The sequence below is a fragment of the Paenibacillus sp. FSL R5-0490 genome (genome assembly GCF_001956215.1).
Classification (GTDB): Bacteria; Bacillota; Bacilli; order Bacillales; family Cytobacillaceae; genus Cytobacillus.
The window spans coordinates 15,936-35,964 of sequence record NZ_MRTQ01000036.1; the positions used below are offsets into that span (position 1 = coordinate 15,936).

Below are 20,029 nucleotides of genomic sequence, written 5' to 3' on the forward strand. Positions count from 1 at the left end.
AAGTAGGATAAGCGGGGGTTAAACTGCCCGTAAAGGCCCGATTGGTTCAACTAACAATCAGTGGGAAAAAGAACCCCCCACTGATTGAAGTTTCACTTTATATAGTTCCTTCGTTGTAATTTTTATCTTCCAACAGGTTTGATTAGTATGGCAAAAAGGAAAAAGTGTAAAATAAACTGAACATAAATTGAAAAAATGGCGGTGACTCGTGAATGATTGGCTGCATGTGCATACATGGTTTTACAGGAGCTCCATTTGAAGTGGAACCATTGGCAGAGTACTTAAAAGAGCATACAGACTGGGAGATTTCCGTGCCGACATTGCCGGGTCATGGCGATGAATTGAAGCTAAAAGGAATTGCCTATAACAAGTGGATTGAGCATGCAGAGGAAGAGCTGAAGAGGCTGATAAGCCGCTGTGATAAAGTTTATGTCATCGGCTTTTCAATGGGCGGCCTGATCGCCAGCTATTTAACGGTTCATTACCCTGTAGATAAATTGGTCCTGCTTAGTGCTGCTGCCTATTACGTAAACCCAAAGCAGCTATTCTTCGATATTAAAGAGATGGTAAGAGATGCTTTCAGGGGGAATCTGGCTGACAATGAAATGTTCGTCAGATATAAGCGGAAAATCAGTGCGACACCGATTACAGCAACACTGCAATTCCGCAGGCTTGTGGCTTCTATCAGGCCTATTTTAAATCAGATCACTGTGCCGACATTGATTGCGCAGGGTGAAAGTGATGGAGTTGTGCCTCCGAGAAGCGCCAGATATTTATATAATAATATTGGTTCATCGGCCAAAAAATTAATTTTTATAAAAGACTCAAAGCATCTTATCTGCCATTGCGGGGAAGGGGACCGCCTCTTTCAGGAGATCCTTGGCTTTCTGCAAAAAAAGCCTGAATGATAAGGTTTTCAGCCAGCCCTTCAAGTTTGCAATGCTTACTTGAAAATGGTAATATAAACACCAAAGTGCCAACAGGAACTTCTTTTGAGAACCCGGACATACTCCAGCAGGAGAATGTCTTTTTTCATTAAATACAGAAGTATTGCTGAAAAAGCATACTTCAGTAAGGCCATAATTAGATGAGTGCTTAAATGTGCTTATCTTAAGAGACCTGATTGTCCGTGAACAATTTGGATAGAATTTACCCTCATCCTTTCCTCAAGCGGGTTTCATAGTGAGTGGGACTCTTCTTAACGAAACATAACCGCACTTTTTATAAAAATAAGAAGTTACAGCATCTAGATGCCGGGTACGCCGGTAAAAAGGCTCCTTACAGGGTGCCATAACATTTCTTATAATCGTCCGGAAGAGTGACTCATAGGCCAATTTTTCAGGAGAACTCCTGCCTGCAGGTTTGCAGGGACAAAATTTTTCTATGATTAGAAGGAGAATGAATACATTGACAAAGTTTCAAGACTTGGGCATCAGCCCGGAGACAATGAAATCACTGAAACGAATGGGATTTGAAGAAGCGACTCCTATTCAGACACAGACCATTCCATTAAGTTTGGAGAATAAAGACCTCATCGGGCAGGCGCAGACAGGAACAGGAAAAACGGCTGCATTCGGAATCCCGATGATTGATAAAATCGATAACACGAAAGATTTTATTCAGGGAATTGTTATTGCCCCAACACGTGAGCTGGCGATTCAGGTATCGGAAGAACTGTATAAAATCGGCTACGGAAAAAGAACGAAAGTCCTTTCCATTTATGGCGGCCAGGATATTAATCGCCAAATCCGCGCTTTAAAAAACAAACCGCATATCATCGTGGGAACGCCGGGACGTATTCTGGACCACATCAACCGCAAAACTTTGCGTTTGGACCATGTCCATACGGCCATCCTTGACGAAGCGGATGAAATGCTTAACATGGGATTCATTGATGATATTGAAGCGATTCTTGCGCAAATTCCTGAAGAGCGCCAAACACTGCTCTTCTCTGCTACAATGCCAGCGCCAATCCGCAGAATGGCAGAACGCTTTATGAAGGACCCTCAGGTTGTCCGCGTACAAGCTAAGGAAATGACTGTTTCATCTATTGAACAATTCTATGTGGAAGTGCATGAAAAAAATAAATTTGATGTGCTGACAAGACTTCTGGATATTCAATCACCGGAATTGGCGATCGTATTCGGACGCACAAAGCGCCGTGTTGATGAATTGGCTGAAGCCTTGAATCTTCGCGGATACATGGCTGAAGGAATCCATGGTGACTTAAGCCAGGCTAAACGTATTTCTGTTCTCAGGAAGTTCAAAGAGGGTAGCATTGATGTCCTTGTGGCAACAGATGTGGCAGCGCGAGGATTAGATATTTCCGGCGTCACGCATGTCTACAACTTTGACATCCCTCAGGATCCTGAAAGCTATGTTCACCGCATCGGCCGGACCGGACGTGCAGGAAAAACGGGTGTTGCGATGACCTTCATCAATCCGCGCGAGAAATCGTATCTGCATGTTGTGGAACGTACAACTAAGAAAAAGATGGAACGCATGGATGCTCCAACACTGGATGAGGCACTAGAGGGCCAGCAAAAAGCTGTAATGGAAAAAATCATGCAAACCATCGAGGAAAACAATCTTGGAAGCTATAAAGAAGCGGCAGATCAGCTTCTGGCACAAAAGGACGCTTCAACAGTTGTCCAGGCAGTGCTGAAGATGCTGACAAAAGAACCGGATACAACCCCTGTTAAATTAACAGAGGAAAAGCCGCTTCCATCTAAGCGCGACAGAAAGCCAAATGACCGCAGCCGCGGAGGATACAATGGCAGAGGCAGACAGGGCGGCCAAAAAGGATCATACAAATCCCGCCAGGGCCACACTGGAAAACGCCCAAGCCACAATAACAGCCGTTCAAACAGCAACAGCTATAGATAAGAAATTTGGAGAGCAGAAATTCTGCTCTCTTTTTATCGCAGTCTAACGGGCAGTAAGACCCTCAGCTTCAAGACTCAGAGGAATCAAAGGAGGATAAGCGGGGATCAAACTGCCCGTAAAGGCCCGATTGGTGAGATACAGTGAAACTTGCCGAGGCGCAGGCAGAGGCTTAGTTGAACCAATCGGGTTCGTAGTGTCGATTGATCGAAGTGCCAGCGGAGATCTTAGCGACACTAGAACGCGACTAACAATCAGTGGGGGATAAGGAAACCCCCCACTGATTGAAGTTTCACTTTATTTTGTCTGTATGCAGGGTGCGTCCACACATGCAAATTCTCAGCAGCTGCCGTACATACTAAAGGGAAAAGCTGTACGGGAGGAATCGACATGACGATTGTACGCCTTGGGCATGTTGCGATGAGTGTGAATCTGAAAAATGCATCGCCATCACAAACGATGACGTTCAAACAATTCTCAAGTATTAAGGACCGTGAGGCGGCTATTGCAAGACTGGAGCGAATTGCCGTTTCCAATTTGGAGAATTGCCTGAGGCTGCTAAAGCAAAATGCAGCCCATGATATCCATTTTTTTCGCTTCAGTTCACGGCTGATTCCCCTTGCTAATCATGAGGAACTTTCTGATTGGAAGTATATGCGTCCACTCAAAGAAATTCTGTCGGGCATCGGCGACTTTCTGGATGAACATCCCATGCGTGTGGATTTTCACCCTGACCATTTTGTGCTCCTTAATACACCGAAAGTGGACACATTGAATATGTCCATCAAAACGCTGGCTATGCATGAAGCCCTGCTGAAAGGCATGCGTCTGAATCCGGCTCACCGCTGTGTTCTGCATGTTGGCGGAGGCTATGATGATAAAGAAAAAGCTCTCGAACAATTTATCCATAATTGGGCCTTTACGCCTGCCGGAATCCAGCAAATGATTATTCTTGAGAATGACGATACCACTTTTACACTTGATGATACGCTCTACCTTTGTGAAAAGCTTGGGATTCCGCTGGTATTTGATTACCATCACCACCTGGCCAACTTCAAGAATGATGACTGGATAGGGCAATGGGAAAGGGCAGCAGCAACATGGGACCATTCTGAACTGCCTGTGAAAATGCATATTTCCAGTCCCAAATCAGACAAAGACTTCAGAGCGCATGCGGATTATATTGATGTGGATATGTTTATGGAGTTTCTGCAGAACATTAAGGGGTCAGTGCCTGAGATTCATTGCATGATTGAAGCGAAAATGAAGGACAGCGCCCTGTTTAAGCTTGCTGAAGATTTGAAAATGAACCCCAATCTGACTTTTATTGATTCATCCAGCTTTGAAATATAACCAGTACCCCAATTTTTTCATAAAAGGGAGACACTTCTTTTTTCTGTCATGTATACTTATAGAAGTGAAAGAGCGGATTTAATGCTATTAATTTTATGGAATTGCGGGGGGTACTGCATGATTACAGAGCCGCATAAAAGGATTCCGGCAAGGGGACTGCTTGCCTGGAGAATCTCCGGCACGCTCCATTCTGTTTTTCCTTTTGTGTTGTCAGGGGCCGCTATTGCTGCTGCCATCCTGTTTAATTGGCCTATTTGGGTTATTGGAGCTTCTTTAATGTTCTATTCCGCTTATGCCTACCTCGTCATTATGACTTTCCCATCTTTAAGGTGGAAAAGATGGAGGTATGAGGTCCGGGAAAATGAAATAGAGCTTAAATATGGACTGTTTGTGATAAAAAGGACGCTTGTTCCCATGATTCGGGTGCAGCATGTGGATACGAGGCAAGGGCCGATATTGCGTAAATATCGCCTGGCTACTGTCACTATCTCGACAGCAGCTACCGTTCATGAAATACCGGCATTGGATGTGGATGAAGCCGAGGAATTGCGCTTTTTCATTTCTCAGCTGGCAAGGGCTGCAGAAAATGATGTCTAATCCGAAACGGCTGCACCCAATATCCGCGGCAGTCAATTTCCTGAAACACCTTAAGGAAATGCTGGTGCCTTTTCTTATTTTTGTCGTCTTTGGAAGCAGAGGAGGAAATGGGGAAATTGTTCAGCTTGTCCTGTCTATAGGGGTTATAATCGCGGTTTTTTTAATCGGGATTCTTACCTGGTGGAGATTTACCTATAGACTGGAGGAAGGCGAGCTTCGAATCGAGTATGGTGTTCTGGTAAGGAAGAAAAGATATATTCCGCTTGAAAGAATCCAAAGTCTCAACTTATCGGAAGGCTTGCTGCAAAGACCCTTTGGACTTGTGAAAATGAAGGTGGAGACAGCGGGCACAAGCGGTGCTGGTGAGGCAGAAGCGGTATTGACGGCTATTTCCAAAGAAGATGCGGATTTCATTCAGCAGGCATTTTCAGCTGCCAAAAACAATCCTTCAGAACCGGAACCAGCAGCTCAGAACCGGGAAGTGATTTATAAAATTACACCTGGCGAACTGTTCCTTCTGTCATCAACTTCAGGCGGGGCAGGTGTCGTTATTTCAGCTGTCTTTGCGTTTGTTTTTCAATTTGAAGAAATCATTCCCTATGAAAAGGTGTTTGCCGGGCTCGAAGGGTTTATTGCCAATGGAATGATCTTTGTAAGTATCCTGGTATTCATCGTTTTTCTAATGGCATGGCTGATCGCTCTTATTGGGAGCATGCTGAAATATGCCGGTTTTACATTAATAAAAAGTGAGAAGGAATTGATTGTCACCAGAGGCTTGCTCGAAAAGCGGCAGATGACGATCCCGCTGAACCGCATACAGGCTATTCAGATAAGGGAAAACCTGCTTAGGCAGCCATTTGGACTGGCGACTGTCTATATCGAAAGTGCGGGAGGTTCCATTGAAGACAATGAAAGCGCCCGCTTAATGATCCTGCCGATCGTGAAAAAAACAAGGATTGCCGGTCTGTTAAAGCCGCACTTGCCACAGTATGAACTGCAGCCGGGTTTCTTTAAAGCTCCGAAAAGAGCGCTCAACCGCTATTTGTGGAGAGGGTTTCTGTGGATCCTGCCTTTTGTCGCTGTGCCGCTCCTCTTTTTCAGGCCGTGGGGATACTTTTCTTTGGTGCTGCTGGTTCTTGCGCTGGGATGGTCACATCTCAAATACAGGGATGCAGGCTGGGATATCAGCTCACAGCAGCTTGCACTCAGATATCGAGGTATAGTAAGGACAACTGTTTTTATGAGAAGAAATCGAATTCAGTCCCTATCTATGAAAGAAAGTTATTTTCAGAAAAAACGCAGTCTGGCTACTATAGAAGCCGCGGCTATGTCCGGGGCAGGCGGGACAGGGGGAACCGTTCGGGATCTCGACAGGAAAGAAGTATATGCTATTTATAAATGGTATTCTTATACCGGACTGAAACAAAAAGAAAAGCGCCCGTGAGCGCTTTTTTTGTTTAACTGTCCAGCTGTGGGCGTTATTATCTGGCTAAAAACCCCACTATGGCTAAAATAACGATAACTCCCCAAACAGCAAGCCTTGATGCAGGCACTCCTTTTAAAGAAGGCCTGATGCCGGAAAATCCGCCTGACCTTATGATGCCGGATGAAGAAGATGAACGGCCTTTAGCCAGAGAGGCTGCGCCAATCAGGAAGCCTGCAAAAAGGCCGAATATATGTGCCGTCACATTGATGTTTGGCTGCAGGAAGGTCATAATGACCCCGATGATCGTGATGGTCAGGATAATTTGTGAGTTTTCCCTGGATAAAAGTTCTTTTCGAAAGACCAGAATTGCTGCAAAGTAGCCGAACAGGCCAAAGATCGCACCGCTGGCTCCGGCGTGAATATACGTTAATGGCTCAAGGATGAGTGTAGCAATATTGGCGGCTGCCCCCGCAGTGATATAAAGCAGAATGAATCTGGTTTTCCCGAGGAGCCTTTCCAGGACAGGACCGAATAGAACAAGTGAAAAGCTGTTAAATAAAACATGGGAGAAGCCGCTGTGCAGGATGATGGGGCTCAGCAGCCGCCAGTATTCACCCTCCACAATATATAAATTGACACCAGCCAGCTTCTCAAATATAAGTGAATTTGGGAAAAGGGGAATGACGGTTAATAGATAGATGATAATATGGATACAAATGATAGCAGTAACAACAGGGTAATAGCGGATAAATTCCTTAAAGCTTTCCGTTCTCGTAAACATGGCTCTCCTCCGTGCTTAAATAGTTATCTACATCATAGCCTGAAAAGCGGGTTTTCAGCATGCCATAACACTTATTCAGCGGATCATGTGTACATAATCCTGCTTCTACTGTATTCTTTATGCAGCAATTAATATAAATAGAAGGAAGATGAGAGATGATTTCCGGTATTGGGATTGATATTGCAGACCTGGAGAGGATACGGAAAATTATTGCCAGGCAGGAACGGTTTCCTGCTCGGATTCTGACGCCTAAAGAGCTGAATGGCTATCAGCAATTGCCGGAAAAAAGGCGCGCAGAGTTTCTTGCAGGAAGATTTGCGGCCAAAGAAGCTTTTTCAAAGGCATGGGGAACCGGAATTGGCGAAGAACTTTCCTTTCAGGATATTGAAATTGAAAAGGATGAAAAGGGTAAGCCGTTTATTGTAAAGCCATTTAAAGAGGGGGTTCACTTGTCGATTTCCCATAGCAGGGAGTATGCTGTGGCTCAGGTGGTTATAGAAAAAGAATGACTTTTTACTGCAGCAAGAATTTCACAAGCTTGTCATTCCTCCTAGCATATTCCTTAAGGTTGTCTCATATATTCATAATGCGATAGGAGAGACAGGCCGGAAGTTCGGCCAATCTCACTGAAATGAGACAAAGGGGCTGAAGGAATGAAGAAAAAGTGGTTCATGCTGCTTGCCGGGCTTTTGGTTGTTCTTGCATTGTCTGCCTGTGGTTCTAAAACACAGGAGGATGTTGTGAAGGATCTTAATAAAAAGCTCGAAGACGTTAAGGGATACAAGGCAGAGGCAAAAATGACTCTGCAGATGGGAACTGACCCGCAGACATATGAAATAGAAGTGTGGCATAAAGATCCGGATTTTTACCGGGTAAACCTGAAAAACGCCCAAAAGGAACAAAGCCAGATGATTCTGCGAAACAATGACGGTGTTTTTGTCCTCACTCCTGCGCTGAACAAAAGCTTCCGCTTCCAGAGTGATTGGCCGCAGAACAGCAGCCAGGCTTATTTATATGAATCATTAGTCAAGGACATTATGGAGGATAAAGAAGCTAAGTTCTCCGCTACAAAAGAGCATTATGTGTTTGAAACCAAAACACGCTACCAAAATAATCAGATGCTTCCTGTACAGGAAATCAAGCTGAAGAAGTCCGATTTATCCCCAGTCAGTGTGAAGGTTATGGATCCCGATAAAAATGCACTTGTAACAGTAGAATTTTCAAATGTAAAGTTCAATGCAAGCTTTGATAAGAAAGACTTTGACATGCAAAAGAACATGACAGGCGCCCAGCTCGAAGTGCCAGTCATGGCCGAGGTGGAGGATCAGGAATTCACAGTTAAATATCCGCAGATGGACATGGCAGATGTAAAGCTGGTTGATGAACAGGAAATGAAAACAGAAGACGGCAAGCGCGTTGTATTGACATACGATGGAGAAAAGTCATTCACGCTTGTACAGGAAAAGGCTGCTGTCATGCCGACATCATCCGTTGTTACATCTGTTAAAGGCGAGCCGGTTGACCTTGGCTTCACCATTGGTGCACTTTCTGACAACACCATCTCCTGGACCTACCAGGGCGTGGATTATATGATCGCATCCAACGATTTATCTCCTGAAGAAATGTCCGATATTGCCCGCTCGGTACAAGGAGAAATGGTGAAATAAATCATTGTCTAAAGCAGGTCTCATAGGGGGCCTGTTTTTTGTGTTGGGGTGGAAAGATGGACGGGGTCGGATACTGGATTTTGGATTAATAGCTTTGTGAGTTTGAAGCAGGATGAAGTTAGGACTCAGCGATAGAGGTTTACGCATTCTGAGTCAGAAGTAGGCTAAGGTTCGGACTCAGCTCCAGAGGTTTAGGCATTTTGAGTCAGAAGAAGGCCAAGGTTCGGACTCAGCGCCCGGATTTACGCATCAAGCCCGGGCTCCCGGACCCTCAGAACCCAGTTTCAAAAAAATATTCATTTGACAAACCATTTGCCGAGTTTGATAATCGACATGTATAAAGCAATGGCTAAAGGACGTGAACACATCGATGAATGAACAGACAAAAATGTATCGGGACACTTGGGCAGAGATAAATCTGGACCATATTTCATATAATGTAGAGTCAATGAAAAAACATGTAAAAGAAGGGGCAAAAATCATTGCGGTTGTTAAGGCAAATGGGTATGGGCATGGAGATGCAGCTGTAGCGAAGGCAGCGCTTGAAGCAGGCGCATCCTCCCTGGCGGTTGCGACCCTGGATGAGGCAATCGCATTGAGAATGAAAAAAATTGAAGCGCCAATTTTAGTAATGGGAGCGAGCCGTCCGGAGCACGCAGGCGAGGCAGCATCAAATAACATCTCCCTCACTGTTTTTCAGCAGGAATGGCTGGTAAAAGCAGCTGAATATGTAGAAAATGGAACCCTCAATATTCATATAAAGCTTGATACCGGCATGGGCCGCCTGGGGATTCGCAGCCGGGATGAGCTTGCTGGAATTGAGAGCGTTATCAAAAGGGACAAGCGTTTTCTGCTTGAAGGAGTATTTACACACTTCGCGACAGCGGATTCATTAGACAACGCCTATTTTGAAACGCAGCTGAGCAGGTTTGAAGAAATGATCGGCTGGCTGGAGGTATTGCCGAAGTACGTCCACACCAGCAACAGTGCGGCAGGCCTCAGGTTTCCAAAAGCGCATATGAATGCTGTCAGAATGGGGATCAGCATGTATGGACTGTCTCCATCCATGGAAATAAAGCATGTACTTCCATTCGAGCTGAAAGAAGCTTTTTCTCTCCACACTTCAATTGTTCATGTGAAAAAGCTCCATAAAGGCGAGAAAGTCAGTTATGGTGCAACTTATGAAGCACAAGAAGATGAATGGGTTGCAACATTGCCGATTGGCTATGCGGATGGGTGGATCCGAAAGCTTCAGGGGCAGGAGGTTCTTGCTGAAGGAGTGAGGGTTCCGATTGTTGGAAGAATATGCATGGATCAATGCATGATTAAGATACCTCATGAAATGCCTGCAGGAACAAAGGTAACCCTGATCGGCGAGCAGGGGAAAGAAAAAATTCCGGTGGACGAAATCGCGGAAAAGCTTGAAACCATCAACTATGAAGTTACCTGTATGGTATCTTCCCGGGTTCCGCGCATATATAAAAGAGATGGTAAAATTATCGGGGGAATTAATTATCTGTTATAATTGAAAAAAATTAATTGTTGTTAAGAAGAGCTTCCGCTTTTCTTTAATCATGCATAAAATACTATTTTTTTGGCCGATAATACAGAAGAATTAAAGAATCCCCTTTGCATTGGGCTTTATTAATGGTAATATTGAAAATGGTAGATATAAAAATGGTGTGTAGTGATGGTGGAGGTGTATGTTTGTGTCTGAGTCCAGCACAACAACAGAGATAATGGTGAAGTTACCGCAGCATCTTTTAACCGAGTTAGACGGATTTGCTAAACAGGAAAACGTTAACCGGAGCGAATTCATTTATCAAGCAACCAAAATGTATTTGCGTGAACGCAAAAAGAGACAAATTCGCGAGTCCATGAGACGTGGTTACATGGAGATGGCGAAAATAAATTTGACGATTGCATCTGAAGCATTTCAAGCGGAATACGAGGCAGAACACACAGTTGAACGTCTAGTTAGCGGAGGATAATCCTTTGATTGTCAAACGTGGTGACGTTTATTTTGCAGACCTATCCCCAGTTGTTGGTTCAGAACAAGGCGGCGTCCGTCCAGTGCTTGTCATCCAAAACGACATCGGGAATCGGTTTAGTCCCACAGTAATTGTTGCAGCAATCACAGCTCAGATTCAAAAAGCAAAGCTGCCTACTCACGTTGAAATTGATGCGAAGCGTTATGGTTTTGAAAGGGATTCGGTCATCTTATTAGAACAGATTCGTACAATTGATAAACAACGCTTAACCGATAAAATAACCCATCTCGATGACGAAATGATGGAAAAAGTGGATGAAGCCGTGCAAATCAGCTTAGGCCTCATCGAATTTTAGCAAACGCTCTTTTGAAGGGCGTTTTTTATTTTTTTACAGCCAAATAGGTTTAGTTTTTTTTCAATAGGGTAAAAAAGAAAGTCGTTTAATATACAAAATTGTCCGTTTCTGTAAATATACCCGTTTCCAGTTGGGAGTAACCTCCTGTTTGATGGGAAATCGGTGCACTGGAAAAAGGGTTTTCATAAGAAATTGTCGAATTAACCTAAAGATGGGAATTATTAATTTCAGACCCTATAGGTATCATTTGACTCGCATTCGTTGTTATCATTTAATTGGTATATATAAAACAGGAAGATTTTTTTGCTTCTTTACAATAAAGGGGAATTGGAAGGCTAATAATAGATATATGATAAAATAGGGAGGAACAAATGAATTCGACAATATTGAATTTTATACAAAATAATAAAGATTCTATTTTTAATCATTGGCTAAAGGCTACAAAAGAAAACGCGGATGAAAGGGTTACGAAGGTAGTTTCCGATCAGGTATTTATCGGGACAAGCCGGGAATTCATTGACCTGATTATTTCAAATATAAAAAGTTCAAATGAGGAATTCACTTCAAAATTGAGTGATTTCTCTGAGAAAATTGTTCGATTGGGCTGGCCGCTCAGTTTCGTGACAAAAGGGCTTCAAACATTCGGAAAGATTGTGTTCGAGGGCATGCAGGAAGCCGGAATTGTCAGCCAGGAAAACCAAATGAAAGTCATTTACGAGTTCGATGGCTGGATGACTCCCATGGTTAATGAAGTGGTAAATATGTATTCGGCTACTTGGGAAAGAACTGTGTCCCTGCAAAAAATTGCCCTTCAGGAACTGTCTGCGCCGCTGATCCCTGTTTTCGAAGGAATTACGGTCATGCCGCTTGTAGGTACAATTGATACCGAGCGTGCAAAGCAGATTATGGAGAACCTCTTAAATGGAGTGGTTAAACACCGTTCAGAAGTGGTCCTTATAGATATAACGGGTGTGCCGGTTGTTGATACGATGGTCGCCCATCATATTATACAGGCAGCAGATGCTGTAAGACTTGTCGGTGCAAAGTGCATGCTTGTAGGCATACGCCCTGAGATTGCTCAGACGATTGTAAACCTGGGAATTGATTTAAATCAGTTCACCACAAAAAATACCTTGAAAAAGGGTGTAGAAGCGGCTCTTGAGTTAACCAGCCGCAAAATTGTGAAGGTGGAGGGAGAGGAATGAGAGTGAGAATCCCAATTTTAAAGCTGAACGATTGCCTATTAGTCTCCATCCAGTGGGAATTAGATGATCAGACTGCTCTGCAGTTTCAGGAGGATCTGCTCCATAAAATCCATGAGACGAGCGCAAATGGAGTCGTGATTGATTTAACATCTATTGACTTTATTGATTCATTCATCGCTAAAGTTCTAGGCGACGTAATAAATATGTCCAAACTGATGGGTGCAAAAGTAGTCATAACCGGGATACAGCCTGCCGTAGCAATTACGCTTATTGAGTTAGGTATTGGGTTAGATGATGTCCTTACTGCATTAGATTTAGAAAAAGGTTTGGAGAAATTACAACAGGAATTGGGGGAGTAACTGTATGGAAAACCAATCCTGCGTTAAAATCATAAACGAATGGGACATCGTTGCAGCCCGCCAGCTTGGGCGGAATGTTGCTAAAGAGCTTGGTTTTGGTACAGTTGACCAGGCTAGAATCACTACAGCCATTAGTGAGCTTGCCCGGAATATTTACTTATACGCCGGACAAGGGCAAATCTGTATTGAGAAAATATACGACGGCGGAAAAGCGGGATTGCGTATAGTTGCGGTAGACAGCGGCCCTGGAATCAATGATTTACGCCAAGTAATGGAAGATGGATACTCGACATCAGGAGGATTAGGAGCCGGCCTGCCAGGTGTGAAGCGGTTAATGGATGAGTTCTTAATTGACTCCAATCCCGGGACCGGTACAGATATAAAAGCAACTAAGTGGCTTCGTTAGGGGGAAGCGTTATGGATTTCCGAGAAATGATGGAATCAAAGTATCGGGATATTCTTGAGAATTATATTAAGGAACAATCTGAACAGGCACTGTATCAGGGCCAGAAGTTCAGCAGGAAGTCGATCGAGCACAAAATCTCACCTGAAGAGATTATCAGCGTTCATAAAAGCCTGATGGGTGAACTTTATCCGGACTTGCCTGAATATGTTCACCATTCTTTTGATATCCTTCTGGAAGTCATGATAGGCTATGGTTTTGCCTATAGAGAACATCAGAGCTTAAAACATATTCAGCAGGAACTCAGGACAGAAATGGAAATAGCTGCGAATGTTCAGCAAACCCTGCTGGGCACGCAGGTTCCTTCTGTCGAAGGACTGGATATCGGCGCAATAAGTGTTCCGGCCAAACATATGAACGGTGATTATTTCCACTTTGTTCAGGATGAGAACAGCACAATCAGCATCGCCATTGCTGATGTGATCGGTAAAGGCCTGCCTGCAGCCCTTTGTATGTCCATGATTAAATATGCCATGGACAGTGTGCCTGAAAACCGCAATGACCCTAAAACGGTCCTTGAAAATCTTAATCGGGTAGTGGAGCAGAACATAGATTTAACCATGTTCATTACCATGTTTTATGGAATATATGATACAAACAGCCACATGTTCTCATATGGTTCTGCAGGACATGAACCTGGCCTGTTCTATAATGCCGGAAATGAGCAATTTACCGAGCTGACTGCGAAAGGCCTGCTTCTTGGTATTGATAAAAAAACTAAATACCGCCAGTACGAAAAAGGAGTAAATCCCGGAGATATGATCATATTAATGTCAGACGGGGTTACTGAATGCCGTACAGAAGAAGGGTTTATAGAAAAGGAATCGTTGCTGGAATTAATCAAGAAATACATTCATTTAAATGCACAGGAAATAGTTAATAGCGTATATAAAGAACTTGAAAAACTTCAGCATTTTCAATTGCGGGATGATTTTACCTTAATTATTTTAAAAAGAAATGTTTAATGGGTTTTAAAAGCGGGTAACTAGTAAAAAGCAGTTGACATGTAAAGAGGTGGGTCAGTTATGAATATTACTATAGATGTAAAAGAAAATGATATGCTGATTGAAGCAATGATAAGCGGAGAAATTGATGCGTATACAGCACCTAAACTCCGTGAAGAGCTTTTTCCTTTAACAGAAAAAGAAGGCGTAGAAATGGTGGTCAACCTATCTGAAGTCTCTTATATGGATAGTACCGGTTTAGGCGTATTTGTTGGTGTATTTAAAAATGTCCGTGCCAATAACGGCAAATTTCAAATTGTTGGCTTATCGGACCGTTTAAAGAGACTTTTCGAAATCACAGGCCTGGCGGATATTATCGATATTAACAGCGGGATTGAAGGTGGAGTACAATGAACGAGCCATTTGATTATATAGAGGTGAAAATTCCGGCCAAGCCGGAGTTTGTCGGGGTAATCCGCCTGACATTATCAGGGATTGCCAGCAGAATGGGATTTGCATATGAAGAAATTGAAGATCTTAAGATCGCTACAAGTGAAGCTTGCACCAATGCAGTTCAACACGCATACAAACAGAATGAGCAAGGGGAAGTGGTCATCGGGTTCGGTTTATACACTGACCGGCTTGAGGTAATGGTCGCAGACAGCGGAAATAGCTTTGATTTCCAATCTGCAAGACAAGGCATTGGGCCATATGACCAGACAGATTCTGTGGAATTTCTGCGTGAAGGAGGCTTGGGTCTATACCTGATTGAAACACTGATGGATGAAGTAAGAATTCATCACAAAGAGGGTGTTACGGTCTTCATGACCAAATACCTAGAAGGAGAGCAGGTGGAGAGGGATGCAAAAACAATCTCAACCTAACCAAAAATCCAAAGAAGAAACAAATGCTTTAATCAAAGCCTACCAGCTTCACCAGGATGAAGATGCTCAAAATACCCTGGTTCTTCAATATCAGAATTTAGTTGAAGCGATTGCCCGCAAGTACTCAAAAGGAAGATCCTATCATGAGGATATCGTCCAGGTCGGCATTATCGGCTTATTGGGTGCTATCCGCCGCTATGATGAGTCTTTTGGCAAAACATTTGAGGCATTTGCTGTCCCCACCATTATCGGGGAAATTAAGCGCTTCTTAAGGGATAAAACCTGGAGCGTTCATGTTCCGCGCCGCATAAAGGAATTGGGCCCGAAAATTAAAGCTACCGTTGAAGAGCTTACAACAGAGCTTCATAGGTCGCCTAGAGTAGACGAAATAGCCGATTTGCTTGGGGTTTCTGAAGAAGAAGTGCTTGAAGCGATGGAAATGGGGAAAAGCTATCAGGCTCTTTCTGTTGACCATTCAATCGAAGCTGATTCTGATGGCGGAACGGTCACCCTTTTGGATATCGTCGGTAATGTGGACGAGGGCTTTGAAAAAGTAAACCAAATGCTGGTGCTTGAGAAAGTCCTGCATGTCCTGTCAGAGAGAGAGAAATTAATTATTCAATACACATATCTTGAGAATATGAGCCAAAAGGAAGCTGGAGATAAACTGGGGATTTCCCAGATGCATGTCTCGCGACTTCAGCGCCGTGCGATCAAAAAGCTTCAGGAAGCAATCCACTCTGAAACAAATAACTCGGAGTGCCTTTCATGACCAAATTGGTTAGAGATAACATCGAAGTGATTGCACACCAGACAGCTAAAGAAGGCAAATCTTTCTGCGGTGATGGCTATTATTTTACCGCAACGGATGAATACTTTGTATGTGTGCTGGCAGATGGCCTTGGAAGCGGGGAATATGCTTATGAGGCTTCTTCTGCTGTTGTTTCCGTTGTAGAGAAGCATCATGAGAAAGATGTAGATACGCTTATGAAGCTCTGCAACGAAATTCTTTTGCAAAAAAGAGGAGCAGCAGTGGCGCTGTTTAAAGTGCACTTTGCTTCCAGGGAATTTGTATACAGCTGTGTAGGGAATATTCGATTTTTCCTTTATTCCTCTGCAGGAAAACTCACTTATCCCCTGCCGGTAACAGGATATCTGTCAGGAAGGCCGCAGGTGTTTCATACCCAGCGGTTTACGTATGAAGCGGAGTCTAAATTTTTGATATACTCAGATGGCTTTAATATCCATGGGGTTAAATCTTTGCTGAAAGCATTTCTCCCTATTGATCTTATCTCGGAAGATATAAAGAAGCAGTATCCATCTACTTCAGATGATGCTACTTTCATACTTGGAAGCTTACTCTAGACAGGGTAAGCTTTTTGTTTGTTCTTTTGATAAAATGAATAGTGAGACTCTATGATGGAGGAATGAACTTGGAAAAAACATTGGATAGACAAGATCAAATACTGAATTTAATCTCTGGGGAACTATCGATAGCCATCAAACAAGTAAAAAACACAATCAGCTTGCTGGAAGAAGGAAACACAGTTCCATTTATTGCCCGATACAGAAAGGAACAGACAGGCGCACTGGATGAAGTTCAAATCCGCGATATCATGGAGCGCTGGCAATACATACAAAACCTTAATCAGCGTAAAGAAGAGGTAGTCCGCTTAATTGAAGAACAAGGCAAATTGACGGAAGAGCTAAAAGCCAAAATAGACAAAGCGGTGAAGCTGCAGGAGGTAGAAGACTTATACCGGCCATATAAGCAAAAACGCCGGACAAAAGCCACTGCCGCAAAAGAAAAAGGGCTGGAACCCTTTGCTGAGTGGCTTCTCACCTTTTCGCTAAATGAACCCCCTGCTGTAAAAGCCAAACAATTCTTATCTGATGAAAAGGAAGTAAACACACCGGAAGAAGCAATCGCTGGCGCAAAGGATATTATCGCAGAGTGGGTGTCAGATGAAGCGGAGAGCAGAAAATGGATCCGTATGGAAACAGCCAGAAAGGGAACCATTGAGTCCTCTGTGAAGAACAAAGAGAATGACGAAAAAGGCGTTTATGAAATGTATTATGAGTATGAGGAACCGGTAAGCAAGATTGTTCCACACCGTACACTTGCATTAAACCGCGGTGAAAAAGAGGAAGTATTAAAGATTAACATTAAGCCAAATGCCGAATTTATTTTAAAGTACTTATATAAAAAGTGGGTAAAGGATGAACGTTCTCCTGCAGGCACGATTGTAAAGGAAGCCATTGATGATAGCTACAAGCGTCTGATCATGCCATCGATTGAACGTGAAATACGCAATGAGCTGACTGAAAAAGCAGAAGAACAGGCAATTATGATTTTTTCTGAAAATCTAAGAAAACTGCTGCTTCAGCCCCCGTTAAAAGGAAAGATCGTGCTTGGGGTAGACCCAGCATACAGAACAGGCTGCAAGCTGGCTGTTGTGGATGAAACAGGAAAAGTGCTTGATATCGGAGTTATATATCCGCATCCGCCTGTTTCCAAAACGAATCAGGCAAGGGAGAAAGTAATTCAAATCCTAAAAAACTACAAAGTAAAAATGGTTGCCATCGGCAATGGGACCGCTTCTAGGGAAACCGAACAGTTCATCGCAGATATATTAAAGGACATGAAAGAGGAAATATTCTACCTGATTGTCAATGAAGCGGGGGCGAGCGTCTACTCTGCCTCGGATCTTGCCAGAGAAGAGTTTCCTGATTTTCAGGTGGAAGAAAGAAGTGCTGTATCGATCGCCCGACGCCTCCAGGATCCTCTTGCAGAATTGGTTAAGATTGATCCAAAGTCAGTTGGGGTTGGTCAATATCAGCATGACGTATCCCAGAAAAAGCTGTCTGAATCCCTTTCCTTTGTTGTAGAGACAGCAGTAAACCAGGTAGGCGTCAATGTAAACACCGCTTCATCTTCATTGCTGCAGCATGTAGCCGGCCTGTCAAAAACAGTTGCCGTAAATATAATCAAAAAACGGGAAGAGGAGGGGAGGTTCACGGACCGCAAGCAATTGAAAAAGATCCCCCGCCTTGGTGCCAAAACCTATGAACAGGCAATAGGCTTCCTGCGGATTATCGATGGAAAAGAGCCTCTGGATCGGACGGGAATTCACCCGGAAACATATGCAGAAGTAAATAAATTGCTGGCTAATCTCGGCTTTAAATCAAATGACCTTGGTTCACCATCGCTAAGAGAGGCGCTCAAAGGCATAGATATCAGCAGAACAGCCCGGGAGCTTGAAATCGGTGAGCTGACATTGAAGGATATCATTGACGCTTTAATGAGACCTGAAAGAGATCCGCGTGATGAGCTGCCGAAGCCTCTTTTGAAAAAAGAAGTTCTAAAGCTTGAAGACCTTCAGGAAGGAATGGAATTGCAAGGGACAGTGAGGAATGTTGTAGATTTCGGAGCCTTTGTCGATATTGGAGTCAAACAGGATGGCCTTGTTCATATATCAAAACTCAGCCGCCAATTTGTCAAACACCCGCTGGACGTCGTATCCGTTGGTGATGTGGTAACAGTCTGGGTTGACTCAGTTGATAAACACAAGGGAAGAGTCGCTTTAACAATGCTGGGCCATTCTAATTAATAGAAGCCAATAATTTCACAGTTTTCGAGTCATAAGCCAAATCACACCGGAAATCACTATTTCTAGCGTGATTTGGCTTATGCTTTTTTTGGCTATCGATGAGTTCCGTTTGACTAAGGATCTTCGGCATTGGAACTGGATTGTACGGCAGACATTAGTGCCTTTTATGAGCAATGTTTCTTTCTATAGAAAAACCAGCACTGATTCAGCAGTTTGATCTGATAGCGGTCTTTTTCATAAAAAGCACGCTGGATTTGATTTTGAAACCATACAGGCATACGATTTACCTCCCGTTAATTGGAATCTGAAAATGGCTCCCTCGTTCTGCAAGGAGTTCAGAGCTGTAAAAGGTATATATAATGTATGCTATAATAGGTTGTCATGTTTACGATAAGAAAGGAAAACATTGCGATGAATGACCAGGAGCTTCAGAAACTTGTTGAAAAGATATCATTAGAAAGCTTCGGCAAGCCCTTTTGCCACCAGGCATATTTTAATTCACGCCTAAAGTCCACTGGTGGAAGATATATGCTGAATTCACATCATGTTGAAATTAACAAAAAGTATTATGAGCAGCTTGGACCTGAAGAATTAGCAGGAATAATTAAGCATGAGCTCTGCCATTATCATTTGCACTTAGAGGGAAAAGGATATAAACATCGTGATCAGGATTTCAGAATGCTAATGAAGAAAGTGGGAGCACCCCGATTTTGTTCAGCCTTGCCTGATCGCCCTAAAACAAACAAATCCGCTAAGATTCTTGTTTATGTGTGCAAGGAATGCGGCCAAATTTATCAGAGAAAAAGAAAAGTTGATACGAAGAAATATGTCTGCGGTAAATGCAAAGGGAAATTAGTGTTCAAAAAAGAATTGACATTAGATTAAGTACGCTTTATATTTAATAATTGTCGCAGGTCAATACAGGATAAGCGGCTAATAAATTCTTCTAAAAAGATGCTTGACTTTTATAGTCCGCGTCCTTATAATATGAAGAGTCGATAAGATGTTAACTGTTTTATTGATCAGGTTTATTATTATTCCGCAGTAGCTCAGTGGTAGAGCATTCGGCTGTTAACCGAACGGTCGCAGGTTCGAATCCTGCCTGCGGAGCCATATTTGGGGAAGTACTCAAGTGGCTGAAGAGGCGCCCCTGCTAAGGGTGTAGGTCGCGTAAGCGGCGCGAGGGTTCAAATCCCTCCTTCTCCGCCAGAAAATTCTAACAACGGCCCGTTGGTCAAGCGGTTAAGACACCGCCCTTTCACGGCGGTAACACGGGTTCGAATCCCGTACGGGTCACTTTTTTTTATTTCCGACGGTTTTTATGGATGGTCCCGTGGTGTAGCGGTTAACATGCCTGCCTGTCACGCAGGAGATCGCGGGTTCGATTCCCGTCGGGACCGCCATTTGTTATTGGGCTATAGCCAAGCGGTAAGGCACCGGACTTTGACTCCGTCACTCGCAGGTTCGAATCCTGCTAGCCCAGCCATTTTTAATGAGCCATTAGCTCAGT

22 protein-coding genes and 5 tRNA genes are annotated in these 20,029 nt (G+C 43.5%); 25 read left to right on the forward strand and 2 right to left on the reverse strand.

Features of this window, described 5'->3' with window-relative positions; translation table 11 throughout:
- The first annotated feature begins 212 nt into the window (after positions 1-212).
- The 5 genes from BK139_RS21800 (at position 213) to BK139_RS21820 (ending at position 6,277) form a co-directional block, all read left to right on the forward strand.
- A complete protein-coding gene (locus BK139_RS21800) occupies positions 213-908 on the forward strand; it encodes an alpha/beta hydrolase (protein ID WP_076262998.1) in 696 nt (231 codons plus the stop codon).
- Positions 909-1,407: 499 nt separating this feature from the next.
- Complete coding sequence (gene cshA, locus BK139_RS21805; protein WP_076263000.1) at positions 1,408-2,886, forward strand: degradosome RNA helicase CshA; 1,479 nt, start codon at positions 1,408-1,410, stop codon at positions 2,884-2,886.
- A 387-nt stretch (positions 2,887-3,273) separates the two neighbouring features.
- Complete coding sequence (gene uvsE, locus BK139_RS21810) at positions 3,274-4,236, forward strand: UV DNA damage repair endonuclease UvsE (RefSeq protein ID WP_076263002.1); 963 nt, start codon at positions 3,274-3,276, stop codon at positions 4,234-4,236.
- Positions 4,237-4,353: 117 nt separating this feature from the next.
- Positions 4,354-4,833: a PH domain-containing protein gene (locus tag BK139_RS21815; protein WP_076263004.1), complete on the forward strand. Its 480-nt coding sequence runs from the start codon at positions 4,354-4,356 to the stop codon at positions 4,831-4,833.
- Positions 4,823-6,277: a PH domain-containing protein gene (locus BK139_RS21820; protein ID WP_483310650.1), complete on the forward strand. Its 1,455-nt coding sequence runs from the start codon at positions 4,823-4,825 to the stop codon at positions 6,275-6,277. Before BK139_RS21815 ends, BK139_RS21820 begins: the two co-directional genes overlap by 11 nt.
- A gap of 37 nt (positions 6,278-6,314) precedes the next feature.
- Here the strand turns inward: BK139_RS21820 and BK139_RS21825 are convergent, their stop codons facing one another.
- Complete coding sequence (locus tag BK139_RS21825) at positions 6,315-7,040, reverse strand: rhomboid family intramembrane serine protease (RefSeq protein WP_076263007.1); 726 nt, start codon at positions 7,038-7,040, stop codon at positions 6,315-6,317.
- 155 nt (positions 7,041-7,195) lie between these two features.
- On the opposite strand from BK139_RS21825, the gene acpS reads away from it, so the two are divergent.
- The 14 genes from acpS to BK139_RS21895 all read left to right on the forward strand — a co-directional run bounded on the left by acpS (position 7,196) and on the right by BK139_RS21895 (position 18,519).
- Complete coding sequence (acpS, locus tag BK139_RS21830; RefSeq protein ID WP_076263010.1) at positions 7,196-7,549, forward strand: holo-ACP synthase; 354 nt, start codon at positions 7,196-7,198, stop codon at positions 7,547-7,549.
- Between the two features lie 144 nt (positions 7,550-7,693).
- Positions 7,694-8,707 carry a LolA family protein gene (locus tag BK139_RS21835; RefSeq protein WP_076263013.1) on the forward strand — a complete coding sequence of 338 codons (1,014 nt, stop codon included), beginning with the start codon at positions 7,694-7,696 and terminating at the stop codon, positions 8,705-8,707.
- A gap of 370 nt (positions 8,708-9,077) precedes the next feature.
- Positions 9,078-10,232 (forward strand): alanine racemase, encoded by a 1,155-nt coding sequence (alr, locus tag BK139_RS21840; RefSeq protein ID WP_076263015.1) that lies wholly within the window; start codon positions 9,078-9,080, stop codon positions 10,230-10,232.
- Positions 10,233-10,416: 184 nt separating this feature from the next.
- Positions 10,417-10,698 (forward strand): CopG family ribbon-helix-helix protein, encoded by a 282-nt coding sequence (locus BK139_RS21845; protein ID WP_035331931.1) that lies wholly within the window; start codon positions 10,417-10,419, stop codon positions 10,696-10,698.
- 4 nt (positions 10,699-10,702) lie between these two features.
- Positions 10,703-11,053, forward strand: coding sequence for a type II toxin-antitoxin system endoribonuclease NdoA (gene ndoA, locus BK139_RS21850; protein ID WP_009336311.1), 351 nt, complete (start codon positions 10,703-10,705; stop codon positions 11,051-11,053).
- Positions 11,054-11,424: 371 nt separating this feature from the next.
- Positions 11,425-12,258, forward strand: coding sequence for an RsbT co-antagonist protein RsbRA (locus BK139_RS21855; protein WP_076263017.1), 834 nt, complete (start codon positions 11,425-11,427; stop codon positions 12,256-12,258).
- Positions 12,255-12,617 (forward strand): STAS domain-containing protein, encoded by a 363-nt coding sequence (locus BK139_RS21860; RefSeq protein ID WP_009336309.1) that lies wholly within the window; start codon positions 12,255-12,257, stop codon positions 12,615-12,617. The genes BK139_RS21855 and BK139_RS21860 overlap by 4 nt, the downstream gene beginning before the upstream one ends.
- Before the next feature lie 4 nt (positions 12,618-12,621).
- On the forward strand, positions 12,622-13,023 hold the full coding sequence (locus BK139_RS21865) for an anti-sigma regulatory factor (RefSeq protein WP_035331811.1): 402 nt from the start codon (positions 12,622-12,624) through the stop codon (positions 13,021-13,023).
- 11 nt (positions 13,024-13,034) lie between these two features.
- The gene (locus BK139_RS21870; RefSeq protein ID WP_076263019.1) at positions 13,035-14,045 is read left to right on the forward strand and encodes a PP2C family protein-serine/threonine phosphatase; all 1,011 of its coding nucleotides are present in this window, start codon (positions 13,035-13,037) and stop codon (positions 14,043-14,045) included.
- Positions 14,046-14,105: 60 nt separating this feature from the next.
- On the forward strand, positions 14,106-14,438 hold the full coding sequence (locus BK139_RS21875; protein ID WP_035331808.1) for an anti-sigma factor antagonist: 333 nt from the start codon (positions 14,106-14,108) through the stop codon (positions 14,436-14,438).
- Positions 14,435-14,908 (forward strand): anti-sigma B factor RsbW, encoded by a 474-nt coding sequence (gene rsbW, locus BK139_RS21880; protein ID WP_076263021.1) that lies wholly within the window; start codon positions 14,435-14,437, stop codon positions 14,906-14,908. Before BK139_RS21875 ends, rsbW begins: the two co-directional genes overlap by 4 nt.
- Complete coding sequence (gene sigB / locus BK139_RS21885) at positions 14,886-15,680, forward strand: RNA polymerase sigma factor SigB (RefSeq protein ID WP_061792715.1); 795 nt, start codon at positions 14,886-14,888, stop codon at positions 15,678-15,680. The genes rsbW and sigB overlap by 23 nt, the downstream gene beginning before the upstream one ends.
- The gene (locus tag BK139_RS21890; RefSeq protein WP_076263023.1) at positions 15,677-16,273 is read left to right on the forward strand and encodes a PP2C family serine/threonine-protein phosphatase; all 597 of its coding nucleotides are present in this window, start codon (positions 15,677-15,679) and stop codon (positions 16,271-16,273) included. The genes sigB and BK139_RS21890 overlap by 4 nt, the downstream gene beginning before the upstream one ends.
- A gap of 62 nt (positions 16,274-16,335) precedes the next feature.
- Entirely contained in the window at positions 16,336-18,519 is a 2,184-nt protein-coding gene (locus tag BK139_RS21895; protein WP_175609176.1) for a Tex family protein, read from the forward strand.
- Between the two features lie 164 nt (positions 18,520-18,683).
- Here the strand turns inward: BK139_RS21895 and cmpA are convergent, their stop codons facing one another.
- Positions 18,684-18,797, reverse strand: a complete 114-nt coding sequence (gene cmpA, locus BK139_RS23635) for a cortex morphogenetic protein CmpA (RefSeq protein WP_009336300.1) — start codon at positions 18,795-18,797, stop codon at positions 18,684-18,686.
- A 133-nt stretch (positions 18,798-18,930) separates the two neighbouring features.
- Between cmpA and BK139_RS21900 the strand changes: the two genes are divergently transcribed.
- The 6 genes from BK139_RS21900 (at position 18,931) to BK139_RS21925 (ending at position 20,005) form a co-directional block, all read left to right on the forward strand.
- The gene (locus BK139_RS21900) at positions 18,931-19,404 is read left to right on the forward strand and encodes a SprT family protein (protein ID WP_076263028.1); all 474 of its coding nucleotides are present in this window, start codon (positions 18,931-18,933) and stop codon (positions 19,402-19,404) included.
- A 153-nt stretch (positions 19,405-19,557) separates the two neighbouring features.
- Positions 19,558-19,632 (forward strand) — tRNA-Asn (locus tag BK139_RS21905).
- 5 nt (positions 19,633-19,637) lie between these two features.
- Positions 19,638-19,728 (forward strand) — tRNA-Ser (locus BK139_RS21910).
- A gap of 15 nt (positions 19,729-19,743) precedes the next feature.
- A tRNA-Glu gene (locus BK139_RS21915) sits at positions 19,744-19,815 on the forward strand.
- A gap of 31 nt (positions 19,816-19,846) precedes the next feature.
- Positions 19,847-19,922 (forward strand) — tRNA-Asp (locus BK139_RS21920).
- Positions 19,923-19,930: 8 nt separating this feature from the next.
- Positions 19,931-20,005: transfer RNA gene (locus BK139_RS21925), tRNA-Gln, on the forward strand.
- Positions 20,006-20,029: the final 24 nt, after the last annotated feature.

Coding starts and splice junctions, on each gene's coding strand:
- BK139_RS21800 (WP_076262998.1), top strand. CDS start 213: ATGATTGGCTGCATGTGCATACATGGTTTTACAGGAGCTCCATTTGAA.
- uvsE (WP_076263002.1), top strand. CDS start 3,274: ATGACGATTGTACGCCTTGGGCATGTTGCGATGAGTGTGAATCTGAAA.
- BK139_RS21815 (WP_076263004.1), top strand. CDS start 4,354: ATGATTACAGAGCCGCATAAAAGGATTCCGGCAAGGGGACTGCTTGCC.
- BK139_RS21820 (WP_483310650.1), top strand. CDS start 4,823: ATGATGTCTAATCCGAAACGGCTGCACCCAATATCCGCGGCAGTCAAT.
- BK139_RS21825 (WP_076263007.1), bottom strand. CDS start 7,040: ATGTTTACGAGAACGGAAAGCTTTAAGGAATTTATCCGCTATTACCCT.
- acpS (WP_076263010.1), top strand. CDS start 7,196: ATGATTTCCGGTATTGGGATTGATATTGCAGACCTGGAGAGGATACGG.
- BK139_RS21835 (WP_076263013.1), top strand. CDS start 7,694: ATGAAGAAAAAGTGGTTCATGCTGCTTGCCGGGCTTTTGGTTGTTCTT.
- alr (WP_076263015.1), top strand. CDS start 9,078: ATGAATGAACAGACAAAAATGTATCGGGACACTTGGGCAGAGATAAAT.
- BK139_RS21855 (WP_076263017.1), top strand. CDS start 11,425: ATGAATTCGACAATATTGAATTTTATACAAAATAATAAAGATTCTATT.
- BK139_RS21860 (WP_009336309.1), top strand. CDS start 12,255: ATGAGAGTGAGAATCCCAATTTTAAAGCTGAACGATTGCCTATTAGTC.
- BK139_RS21865 (WP_035331811.1), top strand. CDS start 12,622: ATGGAAAACCAATCCTGCGTTAAAATCATAAACGAATGGGACATCGTT.
- BK139_RS21870 (WP_076263019.1), top strand. CDS start 13,035: ATGGATTTCCGAGAAATGATGGAATCAAAGTATCGGGATATTCTTGAG.
- BK139_RS21875 (WP_035331808.1), top strand. CDS start 14,106: ATGAATATTACTATAGATGTAAAAGAAAATGATATGCTGATTGAAGCA.
- rsbW (WP_076263021.1), top strand. CDS start 14,435: ATGAACGAGCCATTTGATTATATAGAGGTGAAAATTCCGGCCAAGCCG.
- sigB (WP_061792715.1), top strand. CDS start 14,886: ATGCAAAAACAATCTCAACCTAACCAAAAATCCAAAGAAGAAACAAAT.
- BK139_RS21890 (WP_076263023.1), top strand. CDS start 15,677: ATGACCAAATTGGTTAGAGATAACATCGAAGTGATTGCACACCAGACA.
- BK139_RS21895 (WP_175609176.1), top strand. CDS start 16,336: ATGAACTTGGAAAAAACATTGGATAGACAAGATCAAATACTGAATTTA.
- cmpA (WP_009336300.1), bottom strand. CDS start 18,797: ATGCCTGTATGGTTTCAAAATCAAATCCAGCGTGCTTTTTATGAAAAA.
- BK139_RS21900 (WP_076263028.1), top strand. CDS start 18,931: ATGAATGACCAGGAGCTTCAGAAACTTGTTGAAAAGATATCATTAGAA.